The 14,909-nt window shown below is 43.9% G+C and carries 15 protein-coding genes; 1 reads left to right on the forward strand and 14 read right to left on the reverse strand.

What is annotated here, in order from left to right; all coding sequences use genetic code 11:
• Positions 1-7 precede the first annotated feature (7 nt).
• A complete protein-coding gene (locus AC1DCV_RS13120) occupies positions 8-223 on the reverse strand; it encodes a hypothetical protein (RefSeq protein WP_477023583.1) in 216 nt (71 codons plus the stop codon).
• A 286-nt stretch (positions 224-509) separates the two neighbouring features.
• A complete protein-coding gene (locus AC1DCV_RS13125) occupies positions 510-1,214 on the reverse strand; it encodes a LuxR C-terminal-related transcriptional regulator (RefSeq protein ID WP_477023584.1) in 705 nt (234 codons plus the stop codon).
• Positions 1,215-1,515: 301 nt separating this feature from the next.
• Here AC1DCV_RS13125 and AC1DCV_RS13130 point away from each other — a divergent pair, with 301 nt between their 5' ends.
• Positions 1,516-2,121, forward strand: a complete 606-nt coding sequence (locus AC1DCV_RS13130) for a superoxide dismutase (protein WP_477023585.1) — start codon at positions 1,516-1,518, stop codon at positions 2,119-2,121.
• A 105-nt stretch (positions 2,122-2,226) separates the two neighbouring features.
• Here the strand turns inward: AC1DCV_RS13130 and AC1DCV_RS13135 are convergent, their stop codons facing one another.
• The 12 genes from AC1DCV_RS13135 to AC1DCV_RS13190 form a co-directional block, all read right to left on the reverse strand.
• Positions 2,227-3,621, reverse strand: coding sequence for a Gfo/Idh/MocA family protein (locus AC1DCV_RS13135; protein WP_477023586.1), 1,395 nt, complete (start codon positions 3,619-3,621; stop codon positions 2,227-2,229).
• A 183-nt stretch (positions 3,622-3,804) separates the two neighbouring features.
• A complete protein-coding gene (locus AC1DCV_RS13140; RefSeq protein ID WP_477023587.1) occupies positions 3,805-5,478 on the reverse strand; it encodes a S41 family peptidase in 1,674 nt (557 codons plus the stop codon).
• 50 nt (positions 5,479-5,528) lie between these two features.
• The gene (yidD, locus tag AC1DCV_RS13145) at positions 5,529-5,759 is read right to left on the reverse strand and encodes a membrane protein insertion efficiency factor YidD (RefSeq protein ID WP_441577780.1); all 231 of its coding nucleotides are present in this window, start codon (positions 5,757-5,759) and stop codon (positions 5,529-5,531) included.
• A gap of 111 nt (positions 5,760-5,870) precedes the next feature.
• Positions 5,871-6,263, reverse strand: a complete 393-nt coding sequence (locus AC1DCV_RS13150; RefSeq protein WP_477023942.1) for a ribonuclease P protein component — start codon at positions 6,261-6,263, stop codon at positions 5,871-5,873.
• A gap of 13 nt (positions 6,264-6,276) precedes the next feature.
• The gene (gene rpmH / locus AC1DCV_RS13155; RefSeq protein WP_012788729.1) at positions 6,277-6,432 is read right to left on the reverse strand and encodes a 50S ribosomal protein L34; all 156 of its coding nucleotides are present in this window, start codon (positions 6,430-6,432) and stop codon (positions 6,277-6,279) included.
• A gap of 180 nt (positions 6,433-6,612) precedes the next feature.
• Positions 6,613-7,122, reverse strand: coding sequence for an OmpH/Skp family outer membrane protein (locus AC1DCV_RS13160; RefSeq protein WP_477023588.1), 510 nt, complete (start codon positions 7,120-7,122; stop codon positions 6,613-6,615).
• 57 nt (positions 7,123-7,179) lie between these two features.
• Positions 7,180-7,695, reverse strand: a complete 516-nt coding sequence (locus AC1DCV_RS13165; RefSeq protein WP_291925254.1) for an OmpH/Skp family outer membrane protein — start codon at positions 7,693-7,695, stop codon at positions 7,180-7,182.
• A 66-nt stretch (positions 7,696-7,761) separates the two neighbouring features.
• Complete coding sequence (locus AC1DCV_RS13170) at positions 7,762-10,518, reverse strand: BamA/OMP85 family outer membrane protein (RefSeq protein ID WP_477023589.1); 2,757 nt, start codon at positions 10,516-10,518, stop codon at positions 7,762-7,764.
• Positions 10,499-11,260, reverse strand: a complete 762-nt coding sequence (locus AC1DCV_RS13175; protein WP_477023590.1) for an isoprenyl transferase — start codon at positions 11,258-11,260, stop codon at positions 10,499-10,501. Before AC1DCV_RS13175 ends, AC1DCV_RS13170 begins: the two co-directional genes overlap by 20 nt.
• Before the next feature lie 219 nt (positions 11,261-11,479).
• Positions 11,480-12,346 carry a type IX secretion system protein PorG gene (porG, locus tag AC1DCV_RS13180; RefSeq protein ID WP_441577776.1) on the reverse strand — a complete coding sequence of 289 codons (867 nt, stop codon included), beginning with the start codon at positions 12,344-12,346 and terminating at the stop codon, positions 11,480-11,482.
• A gap of 155 nt (positions 12,347-12,501) precedes the next feature.
• Positions 12,502-13,392 (reverse strand): NAD kinase, encoded by an 891-nt coding sequence (locus tag AC1DCV_RS13185; protein WP_441577775.1) that lies wholly within the window; start codon positions 13,390-13,392, stop codon positions 12,502-12,504.
• Positions 13,393-13,478: 86 nt separating this feature from the next.
• Positions 13,479-14,891: a POTRA domain-containing protein gene (locus tag AC1DCV_RS13190; RefSeq protein ID WP_477023591.1), complete on the reverse strand. Its 1,413-nt coding sequence runs from the start codon at positions 14,889-14,891 to the stop codon at positions 13,479-13,481.
• Between the last annotated feature and the right edge of the window lie 18 nt (positions 14,892-14,909).

The raw sequence follows: 14,909 nt of genomic DNA on the forward strand, positions 1-14,909 counted from the left end.
TTATCCTTTATATTCTTTGTTTTCTTCTGAAATAGATAAATACGTCGTCCAGTTCTATTTGTTTTAATTGATAGGCGAGCCGTGTTCTAAGGTCTTCTGTTTCATCTTTTATCCTCCTGTATTGGTCTTTCAAAATTTCATAGCGGGCCACAATTTCTTCAGCAGTTGCAGATTCTTCCAGTTGCAAAATATAAAATGCTCTTTCCTCGGTTATCATAGTCATAGGGGTATTTCGGCTAATAATCATGTCGGGCGTTTAAAAAACACACGTAATATTTAATTCACTAAATTAGTGGAGTTTGAAAAACGAGCAAATACCCAAGATTGGGTATTTTTAAAAAATTTAGCAATTTTTAGCAAAAATCTTTTTAACAAATTTTTAGGCTAGTTATTGGTTGACAGGAAAATACGATTTAGAATTATGGGTTCTACGCACAAGGTCTAAAAAAAGTGTGAGGCACCTACGCGGGTGCAAACGTACATGTTGATACTATCTTCTCCTTTCTATTTTATTCAAATCCTATCTTGCGTGCAATGGTTACCAGCTCGGAAGTATTACGCACTTTCAGTTTCAGACGGATGTTTTTCCGGTGGGTTTCTACGGTATAACGGCTAAGGTTCAACGAATGGGCGATCTCCTTGTTATTGAGTCCTTTTACGGCCATGGCCAGTACATCTTTCTCTCTTGGTGTCAGCTTATTAAACAGGTTTTCATTCTGCCGGCGCAGGATAGCGCTCAATGCTTCTGATAGCTGTGCATTGGTATCAATCGCATTGGTCAGATCCAGGAAGGCACAGATGATTTCTACCACCCGCCCATTCTTATCATGCGTAAAGGGTACTTCCAGACCCAGCAACCAACGGTAATCTACCTCACCCTTTTTGCGTATGCGGGCCAGGCCTCCAAATTGCGCCTTGTTATTAATGAACGATTGCTGTGCTACAGCTGCCAGTTTAAAATCCTCCGGATGCATGATGTGCCGGAAAAACTCCATCCCCATGCCTGTCATCTCTTCTGAAGAAAATCCGACTGTTTCTGCCAGGCGTTCATTACACCAGGTAACGGATTTGCTATTATTGTCGTAGCTGTAAATCATGGCGGGTACATGATGTAAAACGCTCTCCAGCCAATTAATACGATTTCTTAAATACTCATTTTCCTTTTGTAAGGCATTGAGGGAAAAATTTTGCCCTGAGTCCGAGCCTGTCTGCATACTATAAGTTTTAAACAAACAATAGGTAAACAACTACCAAGCACACACGAAATATGCCTAATGTTACGTCCTGTTAAACCGAGTATCCGTAAATATAAAATAATTTTCCATATGATCAAGCCCAGGCATTAGTTGATTTCCCTATTTTACTGTTGCGTTATTGGGTTTTACAGATATAAGCGGCTAACTGAAACTAAATATCTAAATAACTAAATAATTAAATGGCTAAATTTTAACGGATTGGCAGTAAATTTGGCGACTATCAAGAAATCATATTTTAAAACCCATAAAAAATTGAGTTATGGCATTTACACTTCCGAGCTTACCATACGCAACTGACGCGTTAGAGCCGAATTTCGATAAACTGACAATGGAAATTCACCACGGTAAGCACCACCAGGCTTATGTAGACAATCTGAACAAGGCAGTTGCAGGTACAGAAAACGAAAACAAATCACTGGAAGAACTGGTAGCTAATGCCGGTAAAATCAGTCCTGCTGTAAGAAACAATGGCGGTGGTCACTGGAATCACAGTTTCTTCTGGACCAGCCTCGCTCCTAATGCAGGCGGCGCTCCAAGTGGTAAACTGGCAGATGCTATCAACAGCACCTTTGGTTCTTTTGAAGCATTCCAGGAAAAATTCAACACTGCCGGTGCTACCCGCTTCGGTTCAGGTTGGGCATGGTTGCTGGTAAAAGATGGTAAACTGGAAGTTTCTTCCACACCTAACCAGGACAATCCACTGATGGACGTTGCTGAAGTAAAAGGCACGCCAATCCTGGGTGTAGACGTTTGGGAACATGCTTACTACCTGAAATACCAGAACCGCCGTCCGGAATACCTGAAAGCATTCTGGAATGTAATTGACTGGAACGCTATCAGCAAACGCTTTGAAGCAGCGCAATAAGGCCTGAAGCCGAAGGCAAAAAGCAAAAAGCTATTATGTACGAGATATAAGCGGTTATACGCTTTACTCTACTACACAATAGCTTTTTGCTTTTTGCCTTCGGCTTTACGCTTTGCTCACCACTTTAAGATTTGTTGGATCCCAGTGGATAATCTTATTTTCGAAATAGCTTTCGTTACACAGCAATGCCGGTGCAGCAGCGCGGAAACCGAAAGTAGGATTTTCTGCTACTTTACCACCAGTACGCATCGCATTAAACAGGTTGTAGAAATGATCGAAGTGAGCACCTTTATAACCCTTCTCTGCTTCATACTCCATTTTTTCCTGTGGAAGTATCTCTGCACGGTGATAGGCGTATGATTTGCCTGTGTTGGCTGCCGCTGCATTCGCTGCTGCCAGCGGATCATTCTCGTCTACATGTACGTTGTTCCGATACAGGGTTACTTTATCCCACTCTACTGTCATGGAGCCCTCACTACCCACCATACGCAGGTAATTGGTACCACCGGTACCATCCACAAAGTTTACGCGGAGCGACAGGTTAAACGCAGGGTGTATAGCTGTTTCAGGATAATCGAACATACCCAGCATTACATCAGGTACTTCCCTGCCATCTTTCCAATAACGTAAGCCACCGGTAGCCATTACTTTGTTGGGACCAAGGGAGCCGGTTACCAGGTGAAGGCTGGAAAACAGGTGTACGAACAGATCACCTGATACGCCGGTACCATAATCTTTATAATTACGCCAGCGGAAGAAACGTAATGGGTCAAAATCGCGCTTTGGTGCGTTCTTGAGGTAAGCCTCCCAATCAACAGTTTTAGCGGATGCATCAGCCGGAATCGGGTACTGCCATGCACCGGTAGGCGACATACGCGCCCAGAAACCTTCTGCATAGTTCAGTTTACCGATAGCGCCATCTTTCAGCAGCTGTCTTGCTTTTTCATTTCCGAGAGAACTCATCCCCTGGCTACCCACCTGATATACTACTTTTCCATTGCGTTGTTGTGCTTCTACTACCGCAGGTCCTTCAGTGATATCGTGCACCATTGGCTTTTCGCAATACACGGATTTGCCTTTGTTCATAGCAGCCACAGAAATATCCTTGTGCCAGAAATCAGGTACTGCAATAATTACAGCGTCAATATCTTTGCGGTCAAGAATTTCCTGGTAATTGCGGGTCGTATAAATATCATTCCCCCATTTCTTTTTAGCATCTGCCAGGCGGCCATCGTAAAGGTCGCAGGCGGCTATCAGCTTCACACCCGGTACAGTAATCGCGGTGTTGGCGTCTGCAGTACCCATTCCACCAGCGCCTATCAACGCTATCTGAATCTGGTCGTTTGCACTATACTTTTCCCTTAAACGGGAAAGCGATTCAATATTTCTTTTTTTGTCAGCAGCAGTCAGAATACTGGGTAGCAGCGATGCGCCCACTACTCCTTTGGCAAATTTGCTGATAAAACTCCGGCGAGAGTCTTCATTGGAATTTACTGGCATGATTTAACCCTTTTAGGTTGTAAATGATAACTGTTTATTATTCACTGAGATTTCTCAAAATATAAACAATTCACCGGAATTCATAATTTTAGTAACCCGGCAAAAATATAAAGCGCGCATTCCGGCTGGTCTGGAATGCGCGCTTTATATTTTCTTATTCTCAATAAATCAGTAGCCGTGTTTTTATTTCGCAGCTGTCAGCAACTGTTTATATTTAGCCTGATTATGCAGGATGTCTGAAGCTGTATTTACTTCATTATCCCATTCCAGTGATTTGATAATACGACCTCTCTGTAAATAGTACCGGTTAACGATCTCTTCTTCCAGCAAGCGTTTTATCTCTTCTTTATTTTTCAGCAGGTCCTGCTTTTTATCATGTTTCATTTTAGTTTCCAGCGTTTCCAGTTCTTTGGCAACCGCATCATAATACTTTTCTTTCTTAGCGGTGCTTTTGAAAGAGTCCAGTGCTTCTTCACTACGGGTTTTATAGCTGTAATCTTTGTTGTCGAGGTAGCGTTCGAAATCATCGAATTCCGCATCCGTGAGCGTGAAACTACCGGCAGCAGCTATTTTCGGATGGTTGTAATAATAACTGGTAGCATAATCGAAGATAAATTGTTTGCGGATGAGGCTAATCGCTACCTGGCTGATGTAGGTAGGTTCTACTTTCGCATCCGGTTCTATACCACCACCATCTTTCACTGCGCGGCCACCAATGGTGGTAAATGATTTACGCAGGGAATCCGGTACATAGTCTACGCTGCCATCATCATTGCGGTGAGAATAATCTATTGCCTGGATACAACGGCCACTGGGCGTATAATATTTAGCGGTGGTTACCTTCAATTTGGTGTTATAAGGCAGCTGCCGGGTGGTTTGCACCAGTCCTTTGCCGTAGGAGCGCTGGCCGATTACGAGGCCGCGATCCAGGTCCTGAATGCTGCCTGCCACTATTTCTGAGGCAGAAGCAGAGGAATGATTGGTGAGTACTACTAATGGCAGATGTACGTCTACCGGCTGATCTGATGTTTCGTAGCTGCGATCCCAGTTTTTCACTTTACCACGGGTGCTGACAATGAGTTTGTTTTTATCTACAAAAATATTGGCTACGACTACAGCTTCATCCAGCAAGCCGCCGGGATTGCCCCGGAGGTCCAGCACCATTCCCTTCAGGGAAGGATTGGTTTGTTTCAGTTGTTCTACCGCCCGGCGTACCATGGCGCCACTGTTTTCGGTGAACTGGGTCATTTTTATGTAGCCGATGTCGTTTTTCAGTATGCCGGCGTAGCTCACGGACTTTACGTTAATTTCTTCGCGGATGATCTTTTTTGGGGTTTCCACGCCGGTTACCGGATTTCTGAAAACCATGTCCAGCGGGGTACCTGCAGCGCCTTTCAGTTGTTTGCTCACGTCTTCCTGGGCCACATTCTTTATGGATTTACCGTCCATGCTCACAATGATATCACCTGGTTTTACGCCGGCTTTATCCATTGGGCTGCCTTCGTATACATCAGTGATAGAGGTCCATTCACCGTTGGTATTGATGGAGGCGCCTACGCCGCCGTATTTACCGGTAGCCATGAATTTGAGGTCATCGAGGTTTTCTTCGGAAACAAAATCTGTAAAAGGATCCGTTTCTTCCAACATGGCCTCAATGCCCTTGCGCATCACTTTTTCAGGAGGCAGATCATCTACGTAGTAAGTGTTCAACTCCCGGTAGAAAGCCGCGAATATGTCCAGGTTCTTGGCAATCTGGAAGTATTTATCGTTTTCATTGAAAGCAAAGATGCCTGCTGCTGTAATCAGCAACAACAGCGCTGCTGTCAGTTTCTTTCTTTTATTAAAAAACGCACGCATGCAAGAATGTATAAGATGAACGATTAATAGTTGGCAACCGGTTTCACTGTTCAGGGAACCGGATCATATCCATGCCCACCCCAGGGATGGCATGACAATATACGCTTTATGGTGAGATAGCCACCTTTGAGGGGCCCATATTTTTTAAATGCTTCGATCCCATACTGAGAACAGGTGGGCGTATAACGGCATTTACTGCCCAGCAGGGGCGAAATAAACCATTGATAGATCTTTATCAGGAAAATAAATGGGTAAGTCAGCCAGCGCACTACACGATTCATATAAACAGCTTTTAGCTCTTAGCAATTAGCTTTTAGTGACAAAATATTGATGCATTCCGCGATATCGGATACTCCATTTGCTGCAATCAGCTAAAAGCCAATTTCCAAAGGCTAAATACTGGTTTGCAGCTTCTTTAAAATTACCGAAATTTTGCCTTGCAGGGTAGAAAAGGAGGCTATTTTTTTGTCGGTGTAGATCAGGAAAACGGCGAGCTGCCGGGATTGTGACTGGAGGTGGTCATATAACTCCTGCTTTTGCAGGCGCCAGGCTTCACGGCCCAGGCGTTTGATGCGGTTACGGTCTACTGCATGTGGGAACTTGCGGGTAGCGGCACTAAAGCCTACCTGCACAGGATATTTACACGGCTCCTGTAGGGGCATGTATACCACACGGTATGGAAAAACAGAAAACGCTTTTCCTTCACGAAAAAGCGTTTCAATAAGTTTTCTGCTTTTTAACCTTTCTTCCTTTCTAAAAGAATAAGTTTTTATGGCAAATAGTATTTAGCTACTATAATTATTTCAGCTTACGCTCGTCAGAAACAGTCAGCTTCTTACGACCTTTTGCTCTACGGGAAGCCAATACCTTACGGCCATTAGCGGTTTCCATTCTCTTTCTGAAGCCGTGAACGCTCTTTCTGCGTCTGTTATGCGGTTGAAAAGTACGTTTCATTTCTTTTTTTTGTTTTTACCTGTACTATACTAAAACTCCCGAATTAAAGTATACTGTTTTTTAAAACGGAAGGCAAAGGTAGCAGAAAATATTTAGAAAGTAAAATTAAAATCCAAATTCCTAAATGTAAAGGTGGAATGCAGTGTTAGCCGCATTCCACCTTTACATTAAAATAATTAATTATTTAACGCCTAATTTAGTCTTAACGGCTGCCAGGATATCATCTGCAGCAGGAGAAACCAGCAGCATACCAGCTGAGCTGTCGATTACATAACCGTAACCTTTTTCCTTTGCTACATCTTCAATGGCTTTGCGTGCTTTATCGTAGATAGGTTTCAGCAGTTCCTGCTGTTTAGCCTGTACTTTCTGTTCAGCAGCTTCGCGGTAGTCCTGGATACGTTTCTGAGCATCCTGGATTTCACGACCTTTGATTTCTTTCATATTGTCGGTCATAGTGGCCGCCTTGTCATCAAAATCCTTCATTTTCTTTGTGTACTCATCCACCATAGTTTTACCCTCACCTTCCAGGCTCTGAGCAAAAGTCTGTAGATCAGTTTCTGCCTTCTTAGCTTCCGGCATGCTGGCTACCAGTGCTTGTGCATTGATATGCGCTACTTTGGATTGTGCCATTGCATTCACGCTGAACAAACCGGTAACCGCCACAAAAGCAATAATTACGTACTTCTTCATGATGTTGTCTGTGTTTAAAAAAATTTAAATACTTATAGTTAAAAAATAGGTACACGATTATTTCTTTACCCCTAAGGATTTCAGAATCTCTTCGCTTTTGTCCAGCTTGGGATCAGAGAAAATAACGGTGGCACCTGCGGCCTTGTCCAGTACAAAGTCAAACATTCTGCTGGCAGATAACTTCTGTACAGCATTGTAGATCCTGTCCTGGATTGGTTTTACCAGTTCTTCTCTTTTCTTGAAAAGATCTCCTTCGTAACCAAAACGCTTCTTCTGCAAATCCTTTGCCTCTTTTTCTCTTGCTACAATCTCGTCTTCACGTTTCCGCTTCAGTTCTTCCGTCAGCATTACCTGTTCGGCCTGATAAGACTTGTACATCTTATCTACTTCCTGGAATTTAGCGTCAATTTCCTTCTGCCACTGTTCAGCAACGGCATCCAGCTTTTTCTGCGATTCCTTGTATTCAGGAATACTTTCCAGTATATATTTTGTATCTATCACGCAATAGCGCTGTGCACTTGCTGCACCGCCCATAGCCAATACAATAGCGGCTGTAATAAATATTTTTTTCATGCTACAATAGATTTTTTGCAAAACCAAAACAACGGTTAAACTTGCAATATATAATTTATTTTCACATTATTCTGGTTCAAAGCCGAGCATAAAGGTAAACTTAGCCGCGTCTTTCAGACCACCACCTGGCGTAAGACGGTCAAACCCAATACCGTAATCAAATCCAAGTAATCCGAACATTGGCAGGTAGAAACGCATACCAATACCAGCAGAACGACGTAACAGGAACGGATTGTATTCTTTAATATCCTTATAACCATTCGCAGCCTCCAGGAAAGCCAGACCAAAGATCGTAGAACTTGGATTCAGACTGAATGGATACCGCAGTTCCATCACAAACTTATTAAACACCGTGAAACCAGAGTAGTTGGCAGGTTGTCCGTTTTCAGGATTAACACTTGGATTGGAAGTATAATACACCGGATAACCTCTCTGGGAGATGATATCACGATCGTAGATAGCAAAGTTACTCAAACCATCACCACCCATTTCAAACCTACCGAACGGAGACAACGTTGTACGGTTGTTGTAACGGCCAATATAACCAAACTTTGCCGCCACTTTCAATACAAACGTTTTGTTATCACTACCCATCGGACGGCTCAAAGGAACATACCATTCTGCGTTAAAGCGATACTTCTGGTACTCGATAAATTTAAACGCCTCAGAAGCCGGTTCCTTGGAATAGTCCTTATCAGGATTAAACAAGGAATATGGAGGCGTATACTGCGCTGATAACATGAAGTTGGAACCACTGCGCGGGAAGATCTGCTGATCCACAGAAGACCGTGCCAGCGTCAGTTTAATGTTCACGTTATTAGAGGTACCATTTTCAAAACCCTGGATACCAAAATAGTTATAGTTCTTCAGTTTATACTGTTGGTAGTTCAAAGAGTAAATCAGGGTGAAATAGTCATCCGGCCATTTCAGCTGTTTACCCAGTGATACAGAAGCACCTAATACCTTGAAGTGACCATTGGTGGAAGTAGTGGTATCTCCGGGCAGTTTGTAATAATCATTATAAGCATAAGGATTCTGGTAGCTGCTATAGAAGCTCACAGAAAACTGGTTTCTCTTTTTTCCACCCAGCCATGGCTCAGTGAAAGAGAAGTTATAAGAACGGTAAGCTTTACCATTGGAAGATACACGAACAGACAGTTTCTGACCGTCTCCACTTGGTAAAGGATCCCAGGTTTCTTTTCTGAAGATGTTACGTAGAGAGAAGTTATTGAACGTTACGCCGAGGGTACCGGTTAACCCGATATAACCACCCCAACCAGCAGACAGTTCCAACTGGTCATTGGCTTTTTCTTCTACAGTATAGTCAATATCCACGGTACCATCCTGTACGTTAGGTACGGGGTTCATACCAATCTTTTCCGGGTTGAAGAAGCCGAGGTTGGCAATTTCACGATTGGAACGGATCAGATCCTGACGGCTGAATTTTTCACCTGGTATAGTGCGCAGCTCACGGCGGATAACGTGTTCATTTGTTTTTTCGTTACCGGCAATGCGTACCTCCTTGATGGTAGCCTGCGGACCTTCACGCAAACGGATTTCGTAGTCGATGGTATCTCCACGGATCCCGATTTCCACCGGATCGATCTGGAAGAAGAGGTAACCGTAGTCCATATAGTAACCACTGATATCGCCACCTTCCTGTGACATTTGTTTACCAATTCTTTTTTCGAGCAATTCCAGGTTGTACACATCCCCTTTCTTGATACCGAGTAAGCGGGTCAATACAGAGTCGGAATAACGGGTATTACCTTTCCAGGTGATATCACCGAAATAATATTTTTTTCCTTCAGAGATCTGCATATCAATATTCAGATTCTGCGTGCGGGTTTTGTAAGTAGTATCCCTTACGATGAGGGCATCACGATAACCTTTGGAGTTATAGAGACCGACTACTTTACTTTTATCTTCCAGGTATTTGGTTTCGTTGAACTTGGCAGAGCTGAACAGTTTAAAGCGGAAATAAGGATCCAGCTTTTCCAGTGCACGGGTAGGTTGCAGGAAACCATAGGTTTGCCAGAAATCATCCGGCTGGGCCAGGGAGTCTTCATACACATGTTCCGTATCAGGATGCAGGGTAAAGCGGGAGCGCTCTTTTGTACCCTTCATCTTTTTCTTGATCTTGTTATCGGCAATGTTATAGTTGCCCACAAGATTAATTGTTTCGATACGTACTTTACTTCCTTTAGTAACAGTAAAGATCACATGTTTAGAGTTCACCTGTCCACTATCGGCTCTTTCTTCAATTTTTACACTGGCGTTGCCAAAACCTTTATCCGCATAGAATTTATGTACTACCCCGATCACGTTTTGTTTCATCGCCTGGGTAATTACACTTCCTTTACGCAAAGTTGCTTTGGCAGCAATATCGTCTGCTTCGGTTTTTTTAATTCCTTTGAAGGAGAAAGTGGACATACGGGGCATTTCCGTTAATCCTATTTCCAGCCAGATCTTATTGTCTTCAATTTTGGTTACGTAGATGGTCACGTCTGCGAACAGTCTTTGTGACCAAAGGCTTTGGATGGCCTTGGTAAACTGGTCACCACCCGGATAGGTTACCTTGTCACCTACACTGAGGCCGGAAAGCGACAGCAGCAATGACTTATCCAGGTATTGGGTACCGGCAACGGTAATATCGGCAATTTCGTACTGTTGCGGATTTCCCATGTTAATAGGAGAAACGGCCGGCGGATTAGCAGGGGGCTGCGAGGGGGGCACGGTATCTTTTTGCTGAGCGGATACACGAATGCCTGCACTGCAACATAATGCTATAGCCAGAAGGCCCTTAGGAAATAATTTCTTCATTCTGCTGAATTTGTTCGCTTGTTTTGCCAAAGCGCCGTTCTCTGGTTTGGTAATTTAAGATGGCTTGGTAAAGATGTTCATTGCGGAAATCCGGCCAACGGGTATCTGTAAAATACAGTTCCGCATAGGCCAGTTGATATAGTAGGAAGTTACTGATCCTGCATTCCCCACTGGTACGAATCATTAATTCAGGGTCCGGCAGGCCGGTGGTACAGAGATATTTTTCCCATACCTCAGGTGTAACAGCTGCTGGGTCCAGGGCTCCATTTTTCACGTCCAGGGCTATTTTCCTGGCCGCATTCACGATTTCCCACCTTGCACTGTAGCTGAGAGCCATAATGAGATTGAGGCCGGTATTCTGGCTTGTAAGGGCTATTGCCTCCTCCATTTCCCGTTGAGCCTGGGGAGGTAACATATCCATGTCACCTATTACACTCAAACGGATATTATTTTTTGACAATGTATTCACTTCCATCCGGATAGTGTTTACAAGCAGTTCCATGATGCCATTAACTTCGTAAACCGGGCGGTCCCAGTTCTCGGTAGAAAACGCGTATAGGGTCAGATAACCTATCCCAAGTTCTGCACAGGTCTCCACTATATTTCGCACACTTTCTACCCCCTCGTGGTGTCCGTACAGCCTGTCTTGTCCCCGCTCCTTTGCCCAACGGCCGTTCCCGTCCATAATAATGGCTATATGGCGCGGTAACCGTTGTAAGTCCAATTTATCCTTCAAGCTCATTTGTGTCAGGCGTATTATAACAGATTATAACAGATTTACTAAAAGGGTGCAAAGATACAAAAATAGAGTAATGACTTTTTTGGCAAAGCCTAAGAAGGTGTTTTAACGTAGTTTTAACAGCGAATTCAATACCAGTGGGGATTTTAGCAATTTCGGAGACCGATGAAGGCGGTTCGCAGGTATGGAAAGGCCGCCGGCAGAAAGTATTTTCTTCTTAAATTAAAATTTACAGTTGTAAGAAGTAAAAAGAATGCTGATCGTGAGCTCAATCGTTAAAAACTGATCCTTATCCCGGCTATTCCCGCGCTGCCGGCCCATTACCCCGATAGGTGTACCTTTTACCCCCGACCTGTCCTGCAATTGCGCTGCTACCGTTGGCTGCCCGTTAGGTAAGGCAGGAAAAGCAGCAGGGCCGGCGTAAGTAGTACTTACATCGTCCAGGTAATCAGTTTGCGTAAAACGATACAGGGCTTCGAGACCCACATTCACCTTTTTGGAAATATTATATTTAAAGCCCCCTCCTATTAACCAGGCATAAGATACCAGGCTATAGGGCTTGCGATCCGGATACAAGGCAGTTCCCTGCCCTTCGGTACGCATAGGCTGTAAAAAATATTTCACGCCGCCAAGATAAGTATAAGGGTTGTAATAAAAAATACTGGCTCCCCCTGTGAGATAGGGCGAAAACCGCTCATATAGGCTTCCGGGCTCAAACCGGAAAAAATTAAAGTCCCCCTGCAGGGACAATTCAAACAAATTAGTATTGAAACTGAGGTTGCGGCGATTTTGAAATTCATTTTTGTTGTACACGTCGGAGTAACCCAACTGCATGTACCGACCATGCACCCGTACACCTACATAATCATTCATATACTTTCTATAGTATATACCCACAGCAGGTTTCAGCGTATTCAACGCTCCCCGGGTATTCAGATCCCCAAAGTATTGCGCCCCGCCAATGGATAAACCCAACTCCCCTACATATGACAACTCATTCTGCGCAGATGCACGATTTGCAAACAGACAACCTGTCGCCAACAGCAATAATAAGGGGATATATTTTAGATATAGAAAAGGTTTCAGCATAAATCAGTTCTACTTAAACGCTAAAATGCCGGATTTATTTAATGTATGGCTGATGATTATGCTTACTGTTTAAACGAACGCCTCAGTCCCGGGCATAATTTATATTACAATCAGCGGGCAATATATTTGTAAATGTAACAATATATTTTACATTTCTATATTTTAATCGTGTTCCGCGCGTCAATACCCCATAATAATTTATTGCGCAACGTGTGCAGAAAATTGCTGTCATCCAGCCTTAGCAAGCTCAGCTTGAATTCTTCCTTTTTAATAGCCAACTGCACAGTATTATCAATTGTTTCCATGCGACTATCCATAGTACACAGAAACTGATCACTGCGTCCTTCTACTTCGAAAGAAATGATATTATTATTTGGAACAATGATGGGCCTTACATTCAGATTATGCGGCGCCACCGGGGTAATTACAAAATTGCCGGCATCCGGAAATACAATAGGGCCGCCACAACTCAGTGAATATCCGGTTGATCCGGTAGGTGTAGCCACTATCAGTCCATCTGCCCAATAAGTATTCAGGAATTCTCCGTTCAGGTAAGTATGGATCTTCACCATGGCAGAAGTATCCTTTTTGTGAATGGTAAACTCATTCAGGGCATAAGGCACATCTCCGAAAAGGGGCACATTAGCATCCAGGTGCAACAGCGACCGCTGATCTACCACATAGGTACGGTTCAGCAACGCCTTTACCAGCGCATGAATTTCCTCTTTACCAATACTGGCCAGGAAGCCCAGGCGCCCAAAATTAATACCGATCACAGGAATATTGGTATCGCGCACATAACAAACCGTATCCAGCAGCGTACCATCGCCACCAAGACTCATCAGAAAGTCAATTTTCCCCGGCAAATCTTCTGCAGAACTAAAAAGTAAAGGAACGCTTTCGAAGGGAATATGCTGCTGGAGGGTACGGTAAAAAGGCTCATAAATGATGGCCTCTATTTCTGCCCGCTGCAATTCTTCCAGCAATAAGCGGATGTTTGCGATATCTTCTGTAATAAATCCCCTGCTATATAGTGCTACCTGCATAATTTTTCTAAGCTTTTAGCTGTTAGCTGCCAGCTGCTAGTGCCGCTTTTCTAAAAGCTAACGGCAAAAAGCTAACAGCTCCACAGTTACATATCCACGCTCGTGTGTAAAAATAGTCCTTTTTGCCCTAACTGGTTAAAGCTATACTCTATCCGCAGGCAGGTATCGTAGAACGAAACAATGTCTACCCCCACACCTGCGGTATATAACATCCGGTTATTGAGGAAACCATTGCCCGGGTACTTACTGTAGGCATAACCCGCGTCCCCGAATACTTTTGCAAGGATGCGCACCGGAACGGTGTTGAATTTTTTAGGAACGATGGGAAGCTTTAGTTTAAAAGACAATAATTCCTGACGGAGGGTGGATTTAAGCACTGCGAAGCTGGTGCCATCTATCACATAATATTCCAGCCCGCGCAGGTAATCATCGCCGTAACCCAACGCCTGCTGGTTAATATATGGCTGTTCATTCGAGAACTTGGCCTGACTGCGAATACCAAGTGCCGCAAAGGTTTTGGGGCGTAGTTCCCAGTATTTAGCCATGTTAAGCCGGAAATGAACATCATTAATATCGTCCCAGGGGCCCAGTCCTTTTTTACCCACTTCTGCCACCAGGTTAAAACCTTTCAGGGGATATACCCAACTATCAGCTTTAATATAGGTTAAGCGGTAGGTAATATCGAGGAAACGTATACGGGTACGGCCATGCCCCAGGTAGTTAGGGTTAAGAATGGCGACAGAATCCGCTACTTTTTCGTAGTTATAGTTCACAAAAACCTGGTGCCGTGTATTAATCGCCGGACGATAGCTGTAGTTAAGTCCTACCACATATACCTGGCGTAAGAACTCATCTTTCCGGAAAAACTGTTGTTTATTATTGCTGGTGCTGTCGTTCACCTCACGGTTACGCTTATAGGAAGCGATGATGCCTATCCCATGACGAAAATGTTTATCGATATAGGGCAGATTATATTGAAGAGCAAAGCGTTGGGTGTAGCCGAACTGTAAAGCAGCATTCAGCGCATCATTGCGGCCGGTCAGATTCTCCTGGTTACCGCTTACGCCTATATTAACGCGGCTGAGACTATGTTTTTTTTCTACCCACCACTGGTTAAAGTTGCGATCTGCCAGTTTAAAGATCGGATAGGCAAAGGTGTACCAGCGTTCCCATACTTCAAATACGAGGTCGGCATTATCACCGTTCCAGTTTTTTATATTGGCGGTAACGTTCAGAAAGAGGGAGGTATTGAGCAGCTGTTTACGCCGCTCTTCGAGGGTATTGGCCAGGTCGCGATAATAGATCGTATCTCCTGGTACAGTGCTGATTTCACGTAAAATAATCGAGGTGCGGGTTTGTTTATTTCCCGTTACGATGATATTACGTACCACCAAGTAGCTGCTATCCTTTGCAGCAACAGACTGTCCTTCAGCAATTTCCGGTAACACTATTCCCAACAGGCAGATCATGGCCAGCAGGTAGTAACAGCATCTCAGCATGTAGGTCCTGTAAAATTT

Source organism: Chitinophaga sp. 10T418 (genome assembly GCF_056394125.1).

What these genes read in the sequence shown, in the direction of transcription:
- AC1DCV_RS13120 (WP_477023583.1), bottom strand. Translation starts at nt 223, where the DNA reads ATGACTATGATAACCGAGGAAAGAGCATTTTATATTTTGCAACTGGAA.
- AC1DCV_RS13125 (WP_477023584.1), bottom strand. Translation starts at nt 1,214, where the DNA reads ATGCAGACAGGCTCGGACTCAGGGCAAAATTTTTCCCTCAATGCCTTA.
- AC1DCV_RS13130 (WP_477023585.1), top strand. Translation starts at nt 1,516, where the DNA reads ATGGCATTTACACTTCCGAGCTTACCATACGCAACTGACGCGTTAGAG.
- AC1DCV_RS13135 (WP_477023586.1), bottom strand. Translation starts at nt 3,621, where the DNA reads ATGCCAGTAAATTCCAATGAAGACTCTCGCCGGAGTTTTATCAGCAAA.
- AC1DCV_RS13140 (WP_477023587.1), bottom strand. Translation starts at nt 5,478, where the DNA reads ATGCGTGCGTTTTTTAATAAAAGAAAGAAACTGACAGCAGCGCTGTTG.
- yidD (WP_441577780.1), bottom strand. Translation starts at nt 5,759, where the DNA reads ATGAATCGTGTAGTGCGCTGGCTGACTTACCCATTTATTTTCCTGATA.
- rpmH (WP_012788729.1), bottom strand. Translation starts at nt 6,432, where the DNA reads ATGAAACGTACTTTTCAACCGCATAACAGACGCAGAAAGAGCGTTCAC.
- AC1DCV_RS13160 (WP_477023588.1), bottom strand. Translation starts at nt 7,122, where the DNA reads ATGAAGAAGTACGTAATTATTGCTTTTGTGGCGGTTACCGGTTTGTTC.
- AC1DCV_RS13165 (WP_291925254.1), bottom strand. Translation starts at nt 7,695, where the DNA reads ATGAAAAAAATATTTATTACAGCCGCTATTGTATTGGCTATGGGCGGT.
- AC1DCV_RS13170 (WP_477023589.1), bottom strand. Translation starts at nt 10,518, where the DNA reads ATGAAGAAATTATTTCCTAAGGGCCTTCTGGCTATAGCATTATGTTGC.
- AC1DCV_RS13175 (WP_477023590.1), bottom strand. Translation starts at nt 11,260, where the DNA reads ATGAGCTTGAAGGATAAATTGGACTTACAACGGTTACCGCGCCATATA.
- porG (WP_441577776.1), bottom strand. Translation starts at nt 12,346, where the DNA reads ATGCTGAAACCTTTTCTATATCTAAAATATATCCCCTTATTATTGCTG.
- AC1DCV_RS13185 (WP_441577775.1), bottom strand. Translation starts at nt 13,392, where the DNA reads ATGCAGGTAGCACTATATAGCAGGGGATTTATTACAGAAGATATCGCA.
- AC1DCV_RS13190 (WP_477023591.1), bottom strand. Translation starts at nt 14,891, where the DNA reads ATGCTGAGATGCTGTTACTACCTGCTGGCCATGATCTGCCTGTTGGGA.